15 protein-coding genes are annotated in these 18,796 nt (G+C 72.0%); 7 read left to right on the top strand and 8 right to left on the bottom strand.

The window, feature by feature from the left end; genetic code table 11:
• Positions 1-9: 9 nt before the first annotated feature.
• From ACZ31C_RS24135 to ACZ31C_RS24115, 5 genes are all read right to left on the bottom strand, one after another.
• Complete coding sequence (locus ACZ31C_RS24135; protein WP_465797186.1) at positions 10-1,218, bottom strand: endo-1,4-beta-xylanase; 1,209 nt, start codon at positions 1,216-1,218, stop codon at positions 10-12.
• Positions 1,215-2,381, bottom strand: coding sequence for a polysaccharide pyruvyl transferase family protein (locus tag ACZ31C_RS24130; protein WP_465797185.1), 1,167 nt, complete (start codon positions 2,379-2,381; stop codon positions 1,215-1,217). Before ACZ31C_RS24130 ends, ACZ31C_RS24135 begins: the two co-directional genes overlap by 4 nt.
• Positions 2,371-3,747, bottom strand: a complete 1,377-nt coding sequence (locus ACZ31C_RS24125; RefSeq protein WP_465797184.1) for a lipopolysaccharide biosynthesis protein — start codon at positions 3,745-3,747, stop codon at positions 2,371-2,373. The genes ACZ31C_RS24130 and ACZ31C_RS24125 overlap by 11 nt, the downstream gene beginning before the upstream one ends.
• Entirely contained in the window at positions 3,737-4,534 is a 798-nt protein-coding gene (locus ACZ31C_RS24120; RefSeq protein WP_396740164.1) for a glycosyltransferase, read from the bottom strand. The genes ACZ31C_RS24125 and ACZ31C_RS24120 overlap by 11 nt, the downstream gene beginning before the upstream one ends.
• Positions 4,535-4,629: 95 nt before the next feature.
• The gene (locus ACZ31C_RS24115; RefSeq protein WP_465797183.1) at positions 4,630-5,997 is read right to left on the bottom strand and encodes a hypothetical protein; all 1,368 of its coding nucleotides are present in this window, start codon (positions 5,995-5,997) and stop codon (positions 4,630-4,632) included.
• Between the two features lie 384 nt (positions 5,998-6,381).
• Between ACZ31C_RS24115 and ACZ31C_RS24110 the strand changes: the two genes are divergently transcribed.
• The gene (locus ACZ31C_RS24110) at positions 6,382-7,224 is read left to right on the top strand and encodes a glycosyltransferase family 2 protein (RefSeq protein WP_465797182.1); all 843 of its coding nucleotides are present in this window, start codon (positions 6,382-6,384) and stop codon (positions 7,222-7,224) included.
• 25 nt (positions 7,225-7,249) lie between these two features.
• Here the strand turns inward: ACZ31C_RS24110 and ACZ31C_RS24105 are convergent, their stop codons facing one another.
• On the bottom strand, positions 7,250-9,193 hold the full coding sequence (locus ACZ31C_RS24105) for a trypsin-like peptidase domain-containing protein (RefSeq protein WP_465797181.1): 1,944 nt from the start codon (positions 9,191-9,193) through the stop codon (positions 7,250-7,252).
• Positions 9,194-9,357: 164 nt separating this feature from the next.
• Between ACZ31C_RS24105 and ACZ31C_RS24100 the strand changes: the two genes are divergently transcribed.
• From ACZ31C_RS24100 to hutH, 6 genes are read left to right on the top strand one after another with little or no spacing between them, the layout of a single operon-like run.
• Positions 9,358-10,206: a MurR/RpiR family transcriptional regulator gene (locus tag ACZ31C_RS24100; RefSeq protein ID WP_465797180.1), complete on the top strand. Its 849-nt coding sequence runs from the start codon at positions 9,358-9,360 to the stop codon at positions 10,204-10,206.
• Positions 10,207-10,219: 13 nt separating this feature from the next.
• The gene (gene hutU / locus ACZ31C_RS24095) at positions 10,220-11,893 is read left to right on the top strand and encodes a urocanate hydratase (RefSeq protein WP_465797179.1); all 1,674 of its coding nucleotides are present in this window, start codon (positions 10,220-10,222) and stop codon (positions 11,891-11,893) included.
• Positions 11,894-11,904: 11 nt separating this feature from the next.
• Positions 11,905-13,152, top strand: coding sequence for an allantoate amidohydrolase (locus tag ACZ31C_RS24090; RefSeq protein ID WP_465797178.1), 1,248 nt, complete (start codon positions 11,905-11,907; stop codon positions 13,150-13,152).
• Entirely contained in the window at positions 13,149-14,513 is a 1,365-nt protein-coding gene (locus ACZ31C_RS24085; RefSeq protein ID WP_465797177.1) for a formimidoylglutamate deiminase, read from the top strand. The genes ACZ31C_RS24090 and ACZ31C_RS24085 overlap by 4 nt, the downstream gene beginning before the upstream one ends.
• A 7-nt stretch (positions 14,514-14,520) precedes the next feature.
• A complete protein-coding gene (gene hutI / locus ACZ31C_RS24080; RefSeq protein WP_465797217.1) occupies positions 14,521-15,702 on the top strand; it encodes an imidazolonepropionase in 1,182 nt (393 codons plus the stop codon).
• A complete protein-coding gene (gene hutH, locus ACZ31C_RS24075) occupies positions 15,699-17,234 on the top strand; it encodes a histidine ammonia-lyase (protein ID WP_465797176.1) in 1,536 nt (511 codons plus the stop codon). The genes hutI and hutH overlap by 4 nt, the downstream gene beginning before the upstream one ends.
• 83 nt (positions 17,235-17,317) lie before the next feature.
• Here hutH and rdgB read toward each other — a convergent pair whose 3' ends face one another.
• Positions 17,318-17,935: an RdgB/HAM1 family non-canonical purine NTP pyrophosphatase gene (rdgB, locus tag ACZ31C_RS24070; protein ID WP_396740180.1), complete on the bottom strand. Its 618-nt coding sequence runs from the start codon at positions 17,933-17,935 to the stop codon at positions 17,318-17,320.
• Positions 17,936-18,053: 118 nt separating this feature from the next.
• Positions 18,054-18,779, bottom strand: coding sequence for a ribonuclease PH (gene rph, locus ACZ31C_RS24065; protein WP_449947514.1), 726 nt, complete (start codon positions 18,777-18,779; stop codon positions 18,054-18,056).
• Positions 18,780-18,796: the final 17 nt, after the last annotated feature.

Raw genomic sequence — 18,796 nt, 5'->3', positions numbered from 1 at the left:
GACGAAGGTTCACGGTGTCTCGGCAGGGGCCGCTGTCGGCCTGGTCAGCCGACCGAGCTCGTCGGCCAACGCCGAGTACGCCGGTTTGGGTCGCAGGTCCTCGTCGAACAGGCAGGCCGCCCCGTAGCCCCGGTGGTAGCCGGGAATCCAGCTCCGCGCGTCGGTGAAGCCCCACACGGTGAAGGAGACGCAGGCGGAGAGGGCCAGACAGGACCGCAACACGTCCCGATAGACCTCGGCCTGCCGCTTCAACTTGGCCGGGGTGACCGGCAGTTCGATCCGCACGTCGAGTTCCGTGATCGCCACCGACACGCCCAGGTCAGCGAAGCGTCGCAGGTTCGCGGTGAGATCCGGCGGCGGTGCGTCCCACGGCAGATGACTCTGGAACCCCACGCCGTCCACCGGTACGCCGTCCCGCCGCAGCTCCCCGACCAGCTTCAGCAACGCGTCGGCCTTCCGGGATCGGCCCTCGACACCGTAGTCGTTGATGAACAGGCGGGCACCGGGATCCGCCGCGTGCGCCCACCGGAAGGCGTCCGCGATGTAACCGGGCCCGAGCTTGCGCAGCCACAGCGTGTCGCGCAGGGAACCGTCCTCGTCCAGTACCTCGTTGACCACGTCCCACGCCCAGACCCGCCCCCGATACCGCGACACGACCTCGGTCACGTGGTCCTTGAGGGCGGACCGGACGCGTTCGGCCGGCCATTGCGGCGACACCCACGTCGGCACATCGCTGTGCCAGACGAGGGTGTGGCCGTACACCTCCTGATCGTGCTGCTCGGCGAACTCGACGAGTTGGTCGGCGCCGGCCCAGACGTACACCCCCTCGGACGGCTCCAAGCTGCGCCACTTCATCGCGTTCTCGGTGGTAACCGCGTTGAACTCGGTGCCGAGCAGGGCCCGGTAGGCCGGATCGAGGCTCAGCGGCCGACCGTCGACCGCCGAACCGATTCGTACTCCGGACGGCATCAGTTCACGAAGTGTCGGGCGATCGGGCGCGGCCGGGGCCGACGGCGGGGGTGCCCCGGCCCTCGGCTCGTCCTCGACACCGTCGCCGGCGACGACCGCCAAGCCGGTCACCACGAGCACGAGCACCAGGACGGCGGCGACTATCAGGCCGAGACGTCGTCGACGGCGCGCGTCACCACGGACGCCGGACGGCACTGCCGTCCGGTCCGCCGCGACGACGTGTCGTCTGCCAGAGAGTAGGTCGGTCATGGACGATCCGGTCCGGGGAGTGCCCAGGGTGCCCGTGTGAAGTTCTGCCGGGCCCGCTCCGCGAACTCCTCCTGGGACAGTCGCGGCACCGCGTCGTCGTGCAGCAGCCTGGCCAGCATCCGGGTCACCTCGATCGGGTCCTGTGGCACCCGGTCGAGCCGGAAAGACGCCGGTTGACCGATCTCGTCCAGGAAGTCGTCACACTTCTGTTGGTACGGCACCAGCGTGAACGGGACTCCGGCGAGGTACGCGAAGACCGCACCGTGTAGCCGCATGTGCAGGCCGAGGTCGCAGCGCTTCATCTCGTCCCAGCAGGCCCGTACCCCGTCGCGGGCAGTCACCACACGGACGTCACACAGCCCGTCGAGGGCGGCTCGCAGCCGCTCGCTGACTCGCTCGTCACCGTGCTCGGGATGGGTGTTGAAGGCGAAGACGGTGACGTCCACCGGCTCCTTGCGTACCAGGTCGACGACGCCGCCGACGAGGGCGTCCTCCCTGCGGCGTACCTCCGTGGCAGCGGCCTCGTAGTCGACGCCGAGCAGCGTGACACCGAGCCGGGCGCGGGCACCCGACCAACCGGGCGAGCGGGACGGCATCGTCTCGCCGAGTGCCTCGGGTAGAAGTCCGGCGAGATCGCCCGCGGTCACCAGCACGCCCGGATAGCCGGCGCGTTCAAGAATCTGCGCGGAGGCGCGGTCCCGCACTCCGATGAAGTCGACCTGCCGGAGAACCTCGATCAGCCGGCGTTCGGCTGCCGAGGAGAGGAACGGCCCGACGGACACTCCGACCGCCGCCATCGGATGCCCCGAGAGTCGAGAGAATAGCGAGAAGAGTCGCTTCTCGCTCAACGGACCCATGTCCCGGAAGACCGATCCACCACCGAAGACCACCATCGACGAGCGACGCAGCAGCACCGCCTTGTTCGCTACCCAGCCCACCCGGTCCGGCACACTGCGCGACCGGTACCAGCGGGGGTTCATGCCGGTGCTCGTGGCCGGTAGGTCGACCATGGGTGGCGCGGCGAAGACCGGGCTTCTACTGCCCCAGTAAGTCCGGGTGGCCCACTCCGTCACCACGCAGAAGGCGTTGTCACCGACGTTCTCCATGCCGTAGTAGCCCACCACCAACGGGCGTCCGGCGACGGCGTTCGGCTCAGGACTCACGCGGGCCTCCCCTCGTCAGCCGCTGCCTCAGATCGTGCCACGACGGCAAGGCCGCCCCGGCAACCACTGTGCGGCGGACCGCCACCCAGAACAGCATGGCCAGGACGACTTCGGCCACAACCGTGGCGAGGGCGGTACCGCGTACCCCCCACAGGGGGGTGGCGACGGCGAGACCGGCCACCAGCACGAGCGCCCCCATGCCCTGAAGAATGACCTTGCGTCGGAGCAGGCCGCCGCTGGTGAGCAGGGCTGCGGCGGCAGCCCCGCCAAATCGGAAGGGAATGGCCACGGCGAGCAGTGCGAGCACCACCGCTGCCTCGCCGTACCCGGGCCCGAGCAGGCGTGGCAGCGCCTGCCCACCGAGACCGACCACCCCGGCCACCAGCAGGCCGAGCGCGACCATGCCGGGCACGCCGAAACGGTACGCCAGCAGCATCGCGTCGCGGTCCCCGTGCGACCAGCGGTGCAGTTTCGCCAGAAAGTACTGCTGGTAGACGACCCTCGGCACCAGATAGGCGGCCGTCAGCACCGCCATCGGCACGCTCAGCACGGCAGCCGCCTCCGGTCCCAGCGCCTCGGCGGCGACGATCGTTCCGAGGTAGATGCCCATCAGGTAGAAGACATTGCCGAGGACGAAGGGGGTGGCGGCGGCGGCCACCCGTTTCGTCGGCACCTCGGCGAAAGTCCGGTCGTCGGTGGCCGCGTGACCTTCGAGCGGCATGGCGCCGCTCAGGAAGGGACGTATCACGACGACACAGGCCGCGACGGTGAGTACCGCCACGACTGCGTAGCCGAGGGCCACCACGACCACGGACAGTCCCGCCATACCGACGGCGAGCACCACGCCGAGCCGACCGAGGTGCGGCGCGACCTGGAGTAGGGAGAGACCTCGGTAGTCACCGCCCAACTGTTGAACGGAGGCGACCAGCATCAGGCCGGCCTGCGCGACCAGCACGCTCACCAGCAGGGCGCGCACCGAGGCCGCCGTGATGTCAGGCCATTCGGCGACGCTCCACACCCCGGTGACGGCAACGGCTACGGCCGTGCCGGCGCCTACCAGACGCAGCGACGGACGCAGCCAACGCCGGGCGCGCAGCCCTTCCCGACCGAATCGCTGCAACCACAGCTCGGAGACGCCGAACACCACCAGCGGTGCGGCCAGGGACATCGTCGCCAACGCCGCGCTGAACGTGCCGAAGTCGGCCTGCGGCAGGCTCCGGGCCAGGAGTACCTGGGTGCTGAACGCGGCCAGTGTGACACCGACCTGGCTCAGTCCCAGCATGCCGAGTTGGAGGAGCATCCGGGTCAGCCGGTTACCTCCGCCCGCCGGGCGCTCCGGACCGCCGGTACGCTGCTCAGCGGCCACGGGTGACAAGCCACTTGCCCGTCTCGCTCATGGTCCGCAGCGTCTTGATCGACAGCGCCACGCCGGGCCACCGCACCGGACGGTACATGTCGATCAGCCGGAACCAGAAGACCAGGCCGCTCAACCGGCCCCGGGTCACGTTGCCGTCGTGTCGGTGGAATCGCACGATGGGGTGACTCAGGTGACGGGGATGTACCCCGGACTTGAGGGCACGCAGCACCAGCTCGATGTCCTCGAAGAGGCGGAAGCTCTCGTCGTAGCCACCGATCTGCTCCAGAAGTCGCCGGTCGATGGTGGTGCCGGAGTGCTTGAACGGCAGTCGTGGACGGGTGAGCACGCCGAGCAGCATCCGCCGGGACGAGGCGTACTCGGGTAGTCGGATCAGTCGGGACGAGCCGCGGTCGAACTCGGTGTAGTCGGCGTACACCCACCTGCTGTCGGTGTCGGAGAGCAGGTGGTACAACCGGTCGAGCGCGTCCTCGGTCAACTCGTCGTCGGAGTCGAGCACGGTGAGATACCGGCCGGTGGCGATGCGCAGGCCGTGGTTGCGGGCCTCGGCGATACCTGAAGGCGGCTGGGTCACCACGCGTACCCGCTCGTCCATGGTCAGGTCTGCCTCGGCCAGCACCTCGGTGACCGGCACCTGCGAACCGTCGTCGACGACGATCAGCTCGAACTCTCGGTAGGTATTCGCCAGGACACTGCGTACCGCCTTGACCAGCAGGTCCGCCCGGTCGCGCACCACGATGCAGACGGTGAAGGTGGGACGCACCGTCGATTCGTCCACCCGATCGAGCGTCTCCTGCCTCCCTTGCCGTGGCACGGCCATCTGGCGGGAGTCGCTGGCATCCGTGCGGCGTATCGGCGCCGGGGACGACGAGGTCACCGCAGACCCACCTCGGATGTCTCGTCGTGCCGATCGGCTGGCTCCGTCGGCTCGTCGGCGGCGGCGAGCAGGACCATCTGCCCGAAGAGGAACAGCCAGAGGAAGTACGGATAGGCCAGGGGCTTCTGGGTGAGCCCGAAGACGACGAGAGCACCGAACAGCACCGCCAACGCCACTCGGTGCGACCGCTGGACGCGCGCCCCGACGAAACGGTAGAGCCCCACCAGCAGCGCGGCGGTCACCACCACCCCGACGACGCCCCAGACCACGAGGAGTCGCAGGACGTCGTTGTGCATGTCCCAGGGCTCGTAGCCGAATCCGGCGAGCCAGACGTCCCACCCGGCGCGTCCGAGGATCCCCATCGTGTCGTTCCAGATCGCGCCCCGGCCGTGCATGAAGGTGTCGGACCGTACGTCGAGCGAGCCGACCTCGGTGAGCACGACCTCGGCCCGGTGCCAGACGGTCTCCCCCCACAACACCGCGACCACCGCCGCAGCGGCGATCGCCGCACCACCGACTCCCGCCACCGCACGCCGGTCGACCCGATGCCCGCGCCTGCGCGCGGCCAACAGCCCACGGAGCCGCTGGAGCTCGAACGCGGCGACGATCAGCCCCAGGCAGAGGATCGTGAAACGGTGCAGCGAGACGACCCCGGTCGCGACGAACAGCACGATCAAGGCGTACTGCACGGCGGTCGGCACCCGCATCCGCCGGCCGAGGACGTAGACGAGGAAGACCGCGAACATCAGCAGCCGGCCGAGGGACATCGGGTGGAAGTAGCCACCGGAGGCCCGGCCGATCTTCTGGTAGTCCGCCAGCTCGAAGAAAAAGGAGTACGGCATCACACCGGCGACCTGGAGCCAGGCGAGTACGGAGTGGACGACCGCACCGAGGACCACGACGCCCGCGACGAGGCCGAGGCGGCGGACCGGAAACCAGTCCCTCCGCAACACCATCAGGGCGATAAGGGCAAGCGGGGCGAAGCCGACCACCATCCGCATCGCTTCGGCCGGGATGGCCGAGGCCGGAACCTGGCCCGGCCCGTAGATGGCATGACGCCGGACGTCGAACAACTCCAGGAGATCCGATCGGGCCGGCACCGCCAGGTAGCTGATCGCCGAGAGGATCAGCAGCACGACCAGACCCGCCGCCATCAGCAGTAACGGACGCGGCGGCAGCCGTCGGACGCCGAGCAGGAAGAGGCAGAGTGCGCCGATCATCAACCCGGCGCCAAGAGCGGACAGCAGGACACCGACGTCCAGCCCGTCACCGCCGCCCTCACCGATGTCGAGCAGCGGCTTCACCGCGAGCAGCACCAGAGCGGCGGTCACCAGATGACGTGCGATCCGCTGCGGGCCGCGCATCGCCGAATCCTGCCCGGGCTGCCCGAACCACGGCCTACGGGCCGAGGTGGTCACTGTTTCCATCGCGGGTGCGTCTCCCATCAGTTCCCGCCCGCGGCAGTGAGACGGAAAGCTGCCCCGTCGACGTCCCATTCTGGTCAGTCGCCGCCCCCGGCCCCGGAAAACACGAGGACGATATCAGCGCAGACGTCCCGGGCGGTGTCCCGAACGCCACCAACTGGACGGGGGCCCGGAACGGCGATCACGGCCTTGCGTCCGGCCTCCCGCCTGCGGCAAGCTGTAGCGCCGGGTGGCCAGATCGTCGATCGTCGGCACCGACCCGCCCGGCCAGGGCAGGCTCGCCACCGGTCCCCTGCCCGGCCAGCCAGCAAGGACGGAACTGGTGTGACAGCCCGTGAAGCGCCGACCATCAGCGTGGTCATCGCCGCCCACAACGAGGCCCGTGTCATCGGCGGATGCCTGGATGCGCTGCTCGCCGACGACACCGCCGGCGATCTCGACATCGTGGTGGTCGCCAACGGCTGCACCGACGACACCGCCCGCGTGGCGGGCGAGCGCCCCGGTACCCGGGTAATTGAGGTCGCCGAGGCCAGCAAGGCCAACGCCCTGAACGTGGGCGACGGTCTGGCCCGCTGCTTCCCCCGGGTATATCTCGACGCGGACGTCGTGCTGACCCCGGGCGCGCTCCGCGAGATGGCCGCCGTGCTCACCACCGGCGAACGACCCCCGCTCGCGGTGATGCCTCGGCGCGCGATGGTCACCACCAGCCGGCCGCTCGCGGTACGCGCCTATTACGCGATCAACACCCGGCTGCCGATCTTCTCCGACGCCCTGTTCGGTCGTGGCGCGATCGCACTGTCGGAGGCGGGCCGTCGACGCTTCGACCGATTCCCGTCACAGATCGCCGACGACCTGTATCTTGACTCGCACTTCACGTCGGCGGAGAAGCGCGAGGTGACGACGGCGACCAGCTTCGTGCAGGCACCTCGGCGTACTCGGGACCTGGTCCGGACGCTGGCCCGGGTACGCGCCGGCAACAACCTGCTACGCGCGAGCCATGGAGGTGTCCGGGCATCGGTGCCGTCCTCGTGGCTGCGGGACGTGGTGCTGCCCCGGCCATGGCTCGCCCCGGCCGCCGTCGCCTACGTCACGATCACTCTGACCGCTGCGGCACGGGCCCGTCGCCACCCCGCCGACGGGTGGGGACGCGACAACTCCACCCGCTGACAGCCCCCGGAGATCACTGCGCCGGTCAGCGTCGTCGGCGCAGCAGCACGACCGCCCCGACCGCCAGCCCGACCAGCACCGCTCCGGCCAGCCCCGCGAGCAGGATGGTCGACCAGTTAGACGACTCCGACGAACCGCCTTCCAGCCGGCTCCGGTCGATGGCGTTCTGCCGGTACGCCTGTGCCACCAGGTTGCTCGGCGACGACTGCGCGACCTCGTCGAACCGGGCGATCGCCTCGCTGTTGCGACCACCGAAGAAGGCGTCGAGCCCGCTCCGGTACGTTCGGTCGGCCGAAGCGAGTTCGTTCGAGGTCCCTGCCGCGCTGAGCAGGTCGGTCACCACGGACACCGGCAACAACGCGCGGTTCGCACCACCGTTGGCCGCCCGATCGTTGTCCAGCACACCCACGACGTGCCCGTTGGTGTCTACCCCGATGCCGCCATGCGAGTAGATGCCGAGGTCGTCGTTGATCCGGGCGGCCGTGACGCCGCCCTGCCTGGCGGTGCCGGATACCTGGACGGCCCGAGCCTCGGCCGTGTACGTCGCGGCTCGGAAGTCGGTGTCGGTGGTGCGGTAGCCCAGCACCAGCAGGGTGGCTCCCTGCTCGGGTACCGCCGCCTCGCTCAGTTGCACGGCGGGCAGGCCGCCCTCCGCGAGCTTGACGAGGGCAAGGTTGCCGTCGTCCGCCGGGAGTACGCGTACCACCTGTCCTGGCACCGCAGGGCTCGCGGTCAGATCGCCGCGTGCCACGTTGAGCTGCCCGTAGAGCTGGGTGGTGGGCTCGCTGCCCGGCTCGTCGCCCGTGAAGACGGTGGTCGCCATCCGGGTGCGGACGTACTGGTCGAGCTCGCCGCCGGCCAGTTGCTTCTGCTCGACGAGGATGCGCCCCAATGTGTAGAGCGCGCGTTCCCGCGCCGCATCGGCCGCCGGTTGCACGCACTGTCCGTTGGTCACCACGTGCCCGTCAGGATTCACCACGAATCCGCTGCATCGGCGCTTGAAGGTCACCGGCGTGGCGCTGAGCGGGGTGTTGGACTTCGTCTCCCGCAGCACGCCCGTGACGACCGTCTCGACGAAGACGAGAGAGGGTGCGGCGATCGCCAGCGCGCGTTCCTCGGCGCTGTACGGCGCGACCTGCGCCCACGGCCGCATCCCCGGGTTCACCGGAGCAGCGGTGGCGACGGATCCGGAAGGCGCCCCAAGAGTGGGCGGGGCCTGCGGACCTTCCGGATCGTCGCCGGTGAGCGCCCAGACGGTCACACCGGAGCCGAGCGCCGCCACCACCACGAGCGCGGCCAGCGACACCCAGAGCCCGGTTCGCCGCTTCGGCGGCGCGGAGGGCTGGATGCGACGGGCCGGGGCGGTGAACGGGTCGCGCGCCGGCTCCTCGAAGGACGATCCGAAGCCGGGCGACGTCGGCGCGCCCGAGACCGGGTCCGCGTAGACCGGCTGGCTCGGGATCGGGCTGATCGGCGGCTGCGGCGCACCGGAGGTCGGTTGGGAAGCACCCGAAACAGGGTGGGGAGCACCGGAGGTCGGTTGCGGCGGACCGGAGACCGATTGCGGTATACCCGAGACGGGCTGAGGCGGGCCGGAGACCTGCTGAGGCCCGCCGGAGACCGGCTGGGGAGGACCGGAGACGGGTGCGGCTGGGGTGGGCACGGGTTGATAGTCGACGCCGAGTGCCCGGAACAGCTTCTCCGCAGCCGGGCCCGCCTCGGCCGAGTAGGCGACCCAGGGAGCGGCGGCCGAGAAGTCCGCGTAGGTGAAGGGCTGACCGCCTGGGGTCTGCGCGAGGTTGTTCGCGATCCCGGCGAACGCCTCGCGCCAACCCGGGCTGGCTGCCACCGCGGTGTCCAGCACCGCCACCGTCACGAAGCGTCCCTGCCCGTCCACGGCCGCCCACGCTTTGCCGACCGGTGACCCGCCGAGCAGATGGGTGTACCGGTAGGGGCCGTCCGGCTGCATGACAACTCCTCTAGTCGACCGCCGTGCGGATCCTATCGACCCGCCGCACCTCGCCCTGCCCGCCGGTCGTGAGCTCGCCTCGCCCGACTCGAACCCGCAGGTCACGACCGGTTGCGGAAACGGCAGGGTTGCTTCGTGAAAGTTTTCATGCATAGAGTCAGCAAATGAATGACGGAGCCACCGTCGGGTCGACCGAGCGGGTGGTCGGCCTCTTCGACGGGGTGCGGCTGACCCCGACGCAGCGGCGCATCGCGCACTGCCTGGTGCAGCACGCGCCCTCCGTCGGCTACCTCTCCGCCGCCGAGGTCGCCGAGTTGGCCGGGGTCAGCCAGCCGTCGGTCACCCGGTTCGCGGTGGCGCTCGGCCACGACGGTTATCCGGCGCTGCGTCGCCGGCTGCGCGAGCTGACCGCCGCCGCGCCCGGTCCGACCACCGCCGGCAACGAGCTCCAGCAGGCGGTACGCGCCGAGATCGGCAACCTCGACCGGCTGGCCGAGCAGCTCGCCGACCGGGAGCGCGTCGCCGAGACCGGGCGGTTGCTCGCCGCCAGCCGTCCGCTGCCCGTGCTCGGCCTGCGCGCCGCCGCGCCGCTGGCCGCGTACTTCGCGTACTTCGCCGCCAAGGTGCACCCGGACGTGCGGGTCCTCGACGACGGGGGCAGCCTCCTCACCGACCGGCTGGAACAGGCGGCCGAGGCCGGTGCCGGCGCGCTGCTGGCGTTCGTGCTGCCTCGTTATCCCCGGGAGACCCTGGACGCGCTGGGCGAGGCCCGGGCCGCCGGGCTGACCGTGGTCGCGATCACCGACTCGCCGGTCAGCCCGGCGACCGAGCACGCCGACGTGGTGCTGGCCGCGGCGGTCGGCGCGCAGCTCGTGTTCGACCTGCACACCGCTCCGATGACCCTGGCCATGGTGCTGCTCCAGGCGATCTGCGACGCCGCGCCGGCCGAGACCCAGCGGCGGCTGGAGGCGTTCGAAGCCTCGGCCACCCGTCGTCAGTTGTTCCTCGGTTAGGAGGAGTTCCGCAATGACGCGATCCACGTCGACCACGCCCGGACACATCCGGGCCGCGCGCGGCACCGAGCGCACCGCCCGTGGCTGGCCGCAGGAGGCCGCGCTGCGGATGCTGATGAACAATCTCGACCCGGAGGTGGCCGAGCGCCCCGACGACCTGGTCGTCTACGGCGGCACCGGCAAGGCCGCCCGGGACTGGCCGTCATACCACGCCCTCGTGCGTACGCTGACCGACCTGCGCGACGACGAGACGATGCTGGTGCAGTCGGGCCGGCCGGTCGGGGTGCTGCGGACCCACGAGTGGGCGCCCCGGGTGCTGCTGGCCAACTCCAACCTGGTCGGCGACTGGGCCACCTGGCCGGAGTTCCGTCGGCTGGAGCAGCTCGGCCTGACCATGTACGGGCAGATGACCGCCGGTTCGTGGATCTACATCGGCACCCAGGGCATCCTCCAGGGCACGTACGAGACCTTCGCGGCAGTGGCCGAGAAACGGTTCGGCGGCACCCTCGCGGGCACCCTGACGCTGACCGGCGGGTGCGGCGGGATGGGCGGGGCCCAGCCCCTGGCGGTCACCATGAACGGCGGCGCCTGCCTGATCGTTGACGTGGACCGCACCCGGCTGGAACGGCGGGTGCACGACCGGTACCTGGACGAGATCGCCGACGACCTGGACGACGCGGTCGAGCGGGTGCTGGCGGCGAAGCGGGACCGTCGTGCGCTCAGCGTCGGCGTGGTCGGCAACGCCGCAACGGTCTTCCCCGCGCTGTTGCGCCGGGGCGTACCGGTCGACGTGGTCACCGACCAGACCAGCGCCCACGATCCGCTGTCGTACCTGCCGGAGGGGGTGGAGCCGGACGACGCCCGGGACTACGCGGCGGCCACGCCGGCCGAGTTCACCGACCGGGCCCGGGCGTCGATGGCGAAGCACGTCGAGGCGATGGTGGGCTTCCTGGACGCCGGTGCGGAGGTCTTCGACTACGGCAACTCGATCCGGGGCGAGGCTCAGCTCGGCGGGTACCAGCGTGCCTTCGACTTCCCGGGCTTCGTGCCCGCGTACATCCGGCCGTTGTTCTGTGAGGGCAAGGGGCCGTTCCGGTGGGCGGCGCTCTCCGGCGACCCGGCCGACATCGCCGCCACCGACCGGGCGATCCTGGAGCTGTTCCCGGAGAACGAGCCGCTGGCCCGGTGGATCCGGATGGCCGGTGAGCGGGTCGCCTTCCAGGGCCTGCCGGCACGGATCTGCTGGCTCGGCTACGGCGAACGGGACGTCGCGGGCGTACGGTTCAACGAGATGGTCGCCGCCGGTGAGCTAAGCGCCCCGGTGGTGATCGGGCGGGACCACCTGGACTGCGGCAGCGTGGCCAGCCCGTACCGGGAGACCGAGGCGATGGCCGACGGCTCCGACGCGATCGCCGACTGGCCGCTGCTGAACGCGCTGGTCAACACCGCCAGCGGGGCGTCCTGGGTCTCCATCCACCACGGCGGCGGCGTGGGCATCGGGCGGTCCATCCACGCCGGTCAGGTCTGCGTGGCCGACGGCACCGCGCTGGCCGGGCAGAAGATCGAGCGGGTGCTCACCAACGACCCGGCGATGGGGGTGATCCGGCACGTCGACGCCGGCTACGACGCGGCCCGCGAGGTCGCCGAACGTACCGGCGTCCGCGTTCCGATGTCCGGTTCCGAGTGAGGAGGGGTCCCTTGCTAACGCATACGGTAGAGGAAGGGTCCCTTCCTTTCAGGTTCCGGGAACTGTGGGACGAGATCGCGCCGGTCGGGCGGGACGCGGACAGCGGCGGCTACCTGCGCTACGCGCTCACCGCGCCGGAACTGCGCCTGCGGGCGTGGTTCCGGGAGCAGGCCGACGCCCGGGGCATGCCGGTGGCCCAGGACGGCAACGGCAACCTCTTCGCCTGGTGGGGTGACCCGGACGCCGGTGGCGCGGTGCTGACCGGCAGCCACTTCGACTCGGTGCCGCACGGCGGGGCGTACGACGGGCCGCTGGGCATCGTCAGCGCCTGGCTCGCCGTGGACGAGTTGCGGGCGGCCGGGGTCACCCCGGCCCGTCCCCTGGTCGTCGCCGCCTTCGTCGAGGAGGAGGGTGCCCGCTTCGGCGTACCCTGCCTGGGCTCGCGGCTGCTCACCGGGCAGATCAGCGCCGAGCGGGCGGGCGCGTTGCGGGACGCGTCCGGGGTGAGCTTCGCCGAGGCGCTGGGACACCGTCCGGCGGGCGCCGATCCGGCGTTGCTGGGCCGGTTCGCGGCCTTCGTGGAGCTGCACGTCGAGCAGGGCCGCGCGCTCGTCGACCGGGGCGCGCCGGTCGCGGTGGCCAGCGCCATCTGGCCGCACGGCCGTTGGCGCTTCGACGTCACCGGCGAGGGAAACCACGCCGGTACGACCCGGATGGCCGACCGCCGCGACCCCATGTTGACGTACGCGTTCACCGTGCTCGCGGCGAACAAGGAGGCCCGGCTGCGCGACGCGCACGCCACCGTGGGTCGGGTGACCGTGGAGCCCAACGCCACCAACGCGATCCCGTCCCGGGTGACCGGGTGGCTGGACGCCCGGGCCGCCGAGCCGGAGACGCTCGCCGGGCTGGTCGAGGCGGTACGCGCCAAGGCCACCGAACGGGCCCGACGGGACGGCACCGAGGTGACCCTGACCGAGGAGTCGGCGACGCCACTGGTGGCCTTCGACGGCGGGCTGGCCGACCGGCTGGCCGGGCTGCTGGCCGCGCCGGTGCTGCCGACCGGGGCCGGACACGACGCGGGGGTGCTGGCGGCGCACGTACCGACCGCGATGCTCTTCGTCCGCAACCCGACCGGGGTGTCGCACTCCCCCGCCGAGTCGGCCACCGACGCCGACTGCGCGGCCGGGGTGACCGCCCTGGCCACGGTGCTGGCGGAACTGACGCAGGCGGTCCGGCGCGACGCGGAGGATGCCGGATGACCGCCACCCGCTGGCTCGCCGAGTACGCGTGGCTGCCCGCACACGCCGAGCCGACCCCGGACGTGCTGATCGAGACGGTCAACGACCGGATCACCGGCGTGACGCCGTTGACGCCCGGCGGCGACCCGGACGCGGGCGTGGACGTGCTGGCCGACGCGGTGCGGCTGCCCGGGTTGACGCTGCCCGGGTTGGCGAACGCCCACTCGCACGCGTTCCACCGGGCGCTGCGCGGCCGGACCCACGGCGGGCGCGGCGACTTCTGGAGCTGGCGCGACCAGATGTACGCGGTGACCGGTCGCCTGGACCCGGACACGTACCTGGCGCTGGCCCGCGCGGTGTACGCCGAGATGGCGCTGGCCGGGATCACCTGCGTCGGCGAGTTCCACTACCTGCACCACGGTCCGGGCGGCACCCCGTACGCCGACCCGAACGCGATGGGCACGGCGCTGGTCGAGGCGGCGGCGCAGGCCGGGATCCGGCTGACGCTGCTGGACACCTGCTACCTGACCGCCGGTGTGGACGGTGCGCCGCTGGTCGGGCCGCAGCAGCGCTTCGGCGACGGTGACGCGCGGCGGTGGGCGGAACGGGCCGCCGCGCTCACCACCGACCGGGACCGCGCCCGCGTCGGCGCGGCCGTGCACTCGGTCCGGGCCGTCCCGGCCGACCAACTCGCCACGGTGGCCGACTGGGCACGACAGCGGGACGCGCCACTGCACGTGCACCTGTCGGAGCAGCCCGCCGAGAACGACGCCTGCCGAGCCGTGCACGGGCTGACCCCGACCGGGTTGCTGGCCGAGCACGGTGTGCTGGGAGCGGCCGTCACGGCGGTGCACGCCACCCATCCGACCAGCGCCGACGTGGCCCTGCTCGGGGAGAGCCGGACCGGGGTGTGTCTCTGCCCGACCACCGAACGCGACCTCGCCGACGGCCTCGGACCGGCCCGCCGGATGGCCGACGCGGGGATCCCGCTGAGCCTGGGCAGCGACAGTCACGCCGTGATCGACCCGTTCGAGGAGGCCCGCGCGATGGAACTCGACGAGCGGCTGCGGACCCGTCGGCGCGGCCACTTCGCCCCGGCCGAGCTGCTCACCGCCGCCACCGAGGCCGGGCACGCGGCGCTGGGCTGGACCGACGCCGGTCGGCTCGCGGTGGGTGACCGGGCCGACCTGGTCACGGTGCGGCTGGACAGCGTACGCACGGCCGGGGTGGTCCCGGCGGGCGTCTGGTTCGCGGCGAGCGCCGCCGACGTGACCCAGGTGGTGGTCGACGGCCGGGTGCTGGTCCGCGACGGGCGGCACGTCCGCGTCGACGTCCCCCGCGAGCTGGCCTCGGCCATCGCGGAGGTGACCGGTGCGGAGTAAGCCGGACGTGCGCGCGGGCAGCCTGCTGGTGGACAACATCGGCGAGCTGGTCACCAACGTGCCCGGCGCGGGCGAGGGCGGGCCGTTGGGCATCCGTCGACGGGCCGCCCTGCTGGTCGAGGCGGGCGAGGTGGTCTGGGTCGGTCCGGCCGCCGACGCCCCGGCCGCGGACCGGCGGATCGACGCCGACGGCGCGGCGGTGCTGCCCGGGTTCGTGGACAGTCACGCGCACCTGGTCTTCGCCGGGGACCGGGCGACGGAGTTCGCGGCCCGGATGGCCGGGCAGCCGTACACCGGTGGCGGCATCCGGACCACGGTGGGCGCCACCCGGTCAGCCACCGACGGGCAGCTCCGCGCCACCGTGCGCCGACTGCACGACGAGGCGTTGCGGCAGGGCACCACCACGATCGAGATCAAGAGTGGGTACGGCCTCACCGTCGCCGACGAGGCCCGCTCGGTGCGGATCGCCGCCGAGGTGACCGAGGAGACCACGTTCCTCGGCGCGCACGTGGTGCCGACCGAGTACGCCGACCGGCCCGACGAGTACGTGGGGTTGGTCTGCGGGCCGATGCTGGCCGCCGCCGCGCCGTACGCCCGCTGGATCGACGTGTTCTGCGAGCGGGGCGCGTTCGACGCCGACCACGCGCGGGCGATCCTGACCTGCGGGCAGGCGGCCGGTCTGGGCGTCCGGGTGCACGCCAACCAACTCGGCCCCGGCCCGGGCGTACGCCTCGGGGTGGAACTCGGCGCGGCCAGTGTGGACCACTGCACGCACCTGGACGACGCCGACGTGGACGCGCTGGCGGCCAGCGAGGGCGGCACGGTCGCCACGCTGCTGCCGGGTGCCGAGTTCTCCACCCGGTCGCCGTATCCGGACGCGCGTCGGCTGCTCGACGCCGGGGTCACCGTCGCCCTCGCCACCGACTGCAACCCCGGTTCGTCGTACACGTCGTCGATGCCGTTCTGTGTCGCGTTGGCCGTCCGCGAGATGCGGATGACCCCGGCGGAGGCGGTGTGGGCCGCCACCGCGGGCGGCGCGCGGGCGTTGCGCCGCACCGACGTCGGCGTGCTGCGGCCTGGCGCCCGAGCCGACCTGATGATCCTCGACGCCCCGTCCCACCTGCACCTGGCCTACCGGCCGGGTGTACCCCTCATCCGCCAGGTCCTGCGCAACGGAGTGCCACGATGACCGTCACCATCGAACCCACCGGGGTCACCCCCGCCGACGTGCTCGCCGTGGCGCGCGGTGCCGCCACCGTCGTGCTCGCCCCGGCAACGCTCGCCGCGATGGCCACCAGCAGGTCCATCGTGGACGGCATCGAGGCCGCCGGCCGCCCCGTGTACGGCGTCTCCACCGGTTTCGGCGCGCTCGCCAACACGTTCGTCGCTCCCGAGCGGCGTGCCGAACTCCAGCACGCGCTGATCCGCTCGCACGCGGCGGGGGTGGGCGCGGCGATGCCCCGCGAGGTGGTGCGGGCGATGATGCTGCTGCGGGTCCGTTCGCTGGCGCTGGGCCACTCCGGGGTACGGCCGCTGGTCGCCGAGGCCCTGGTCGACCTGCTCAACCACGACGTGACACCGTGGGTGCCGGAGCACGGCTCGCTGGGTGCCTCCGGCGACCTGGCACCGCTGGCGCACTGCGCGCTGGTGCTGCTCGGCGAGGGGTGGGTGCTCGGCCCGGCCGGTGAGCGGCGGCCCGCCGCCGACGCGTTGCGGCAGGCCGGTCTCGCTCCGGTGGAGCTGGCCGCCAAGGAGGGCCTGGCGCTGATCAACGGCACCGACGGCATGCTCGGCATGCTGCTGCTGGCCATCCGCGACGCGGCGCACCTGTTCACCATGGCCGACGTGACCGCCGCCCTGGCGATCGAGGCGATGCTCGGCTCGGAGCGGCCGTTCCGGCCGGAGCTGCACGCCATCCGCCCGCATCCCGGGCAGGGCGTCTCGGCGGCGAACATCCACCGGCTGTTGCAGGACTCGGCGGTGATGGACTCGCACCGCGACGACCTGGCTCACGCGGTCCAGGACGCCTACTCGATGCGCTGCGCACCCCAGGTCGCCGGAGCGGCCCGGGACACCCTGGACTTCGTCCGGACGGTCGCCGACCGGGAACTGGTCTCCGTGGTGGACAACCCGGTGGTGCTGCCGGACGGACGGGTCGAGTCGACCGGGAACTTCCACGGCGCCCCGCTGGGCTTCGCGGCGGACTACCTGGCCATCGCCGCGTCCGAGGTGGGCGCGATCTCCGAACGTCGGGTGGACCGGCTGCTCGACGTGACCCGGTCGCGGGAGCTGCCCGCGTTCCTCTCCCCCGACGCAGGCGTCAACTCGGGGCTGATGATCGCCCAGTACACGGCGGCCGGGATCGTGGCGGAGAACCGACGGCTGGCCGCGCCCGCCTCGGTGGACTCGCTGCCCACCAGCGGCATGCAGGAGGACCACGTCTCGATGGGCTGGGCCGCGACCAAGAAACTGCGGACCGTCCTGGACAACCTGACCAGCCTGCTCGCGGTGGAGTTGCTCGCCGCGGTACGCGGACTCCAGCTCCGGGCCCCGCTGACGCCGTCCCCGGCCGGACGGGCGGCGATCGCCGCCCTCGGCGGAGTCGTCGGCCCGCCCGGCCCGGACGTCTTCCTCGCCCCGCTGATGGAGGCGGCCCGGTCCGTGGTGTCCGGCCCCGACCTGCGCACCGCCATCGAGGCCGAGATCGGCCCCCTCCCCTGACCGCGCGGCTGGCCCGCGCCACGACCTCAAGGTCTTGGTGCGTCAGCGCCGAGCAAGGATTCGCATCACGATCTCGGGGCGGGTCAGCCGGCGGCGGGGAGCACCTTCGCCATCAGGGTGGCCAGCTCGCGCAGGGCCTTGCCCCGGTGGCTCACCGCGTCCTTCTCCTGCGGGGTCAGCTCGGCGTTGGTGCGGTCCTGACCGTCGCCAAGGAAGATCGGGTCGTAGCCGAAACCGCCCTCGCCACGCGGGGCACGCAGCACCCGGCCCGCCTGACGGCCGTCCACGAGGTGCTCCTTGCCGCCGGGCAGCACCAACGCGATCGTGCAGACGAAGGAACCGCCCCGATGCTCGTCCGGCACGTCGGCGATCTGGTCCAGCACGAGCTGGAGGTTCGCCTGGTCCTCGCCGTGCCGCCCGGCCCAACGGGCGCTGAACACGCCCGGCATGCCGTTGAGCGCGTCCACGGCCAGCCCGGAGTCGTCGGCGACGGTGGGCAGGCCGGTACGCCGACAGCCTTCCCGCGCCTTGATCAGCGCGTTCTCACCGAAGGTCAGCCCGGTCTCCGGCAACTCCGGGTACGCCTCGACGTCGTCGAGCCCGACCAGGGCGACCCGATGCGCGCCGAGTGCACCGTCCAGGATCCGCTGTAGCTCGACGAGCTTCTTGCGGTTCCGGGTGGCGAGCAGAACTTTGTTCACGGTGTCACCTTTCGTTCGCGACTGCGGGGCTCGCAAGCTCACTCCTCGCGCTCACGGGAGTCACCTTTCATCCTCGCGACTGCGGGGCTCACAAGCTCACGCTCGTTCGCGACGGCCCTTACAGGAGAGCCGCGCGCTGGGCTTCGGCCAGGTCCCGACAGCCGGCGACGGCCAGGTCGAGCAGTGCGTCCAGTTGCTCGCGGGCGAAGACGCCGGCCTCACCGGTGCCCTGCACCTCGACGAAGTCCCCGGTGCCGGTGCAGACCACGTTCATGTCCACCTCGGCGGCCACGTCCTCGTCATAGCACAGGTCCAGGCGCGGCTCGCCGGACACCACGCCGACGCTGACCGCCGCCACCGACCGGTGCATCACCTTCTCCGGCTTGCCCGCCAGCGCCTTACGGTCGGCGAGCCAGCTCACCGCGTCGTGCAGCGCCACGTACGCGCCGGTGATCGCGGCGGTCCGGGTACCACCGTCGGCCTGCAGAACGTCGCAGTCGAGCACGATCGAGTTCTCGCCGAGGGCCTTGAGGTCGATGGCCGCGCGCAGGCTCCGACCGATCAGCCGGGAGATCTCGTGGGTACGCCCACCGACCCGCCCCTTGACGCTCTCCCGGTCGGAACGGGTGTTGGTGGCCCGGGGCAGCATCGCGTACTCGGCGGTGACCCAGCCGAGCCCGGAGCCCCGACGCCAGCGGGGCACGCCCTCGGTGACGCTCGCCGTGCAGAGCACCCGGGTCGCACCGAACTCCACCAGGACGGAGCCTTCCGGGTGGCTGCTCCAGCCACGGGTCAGGGTCACCGGTCGGAGTCGGTCGGGCTCCCGCCCGTCAGGTCGCGCCATGCCTGCACCCTATGCGG

Source organism: Micromonospora sp. NPDC023869 (assembly GCF_055559695.1).
Note: the sequence above shows the minus strand (reverse complement) of the source record. Positions and strands in the feature narration are given on the sequence as shown.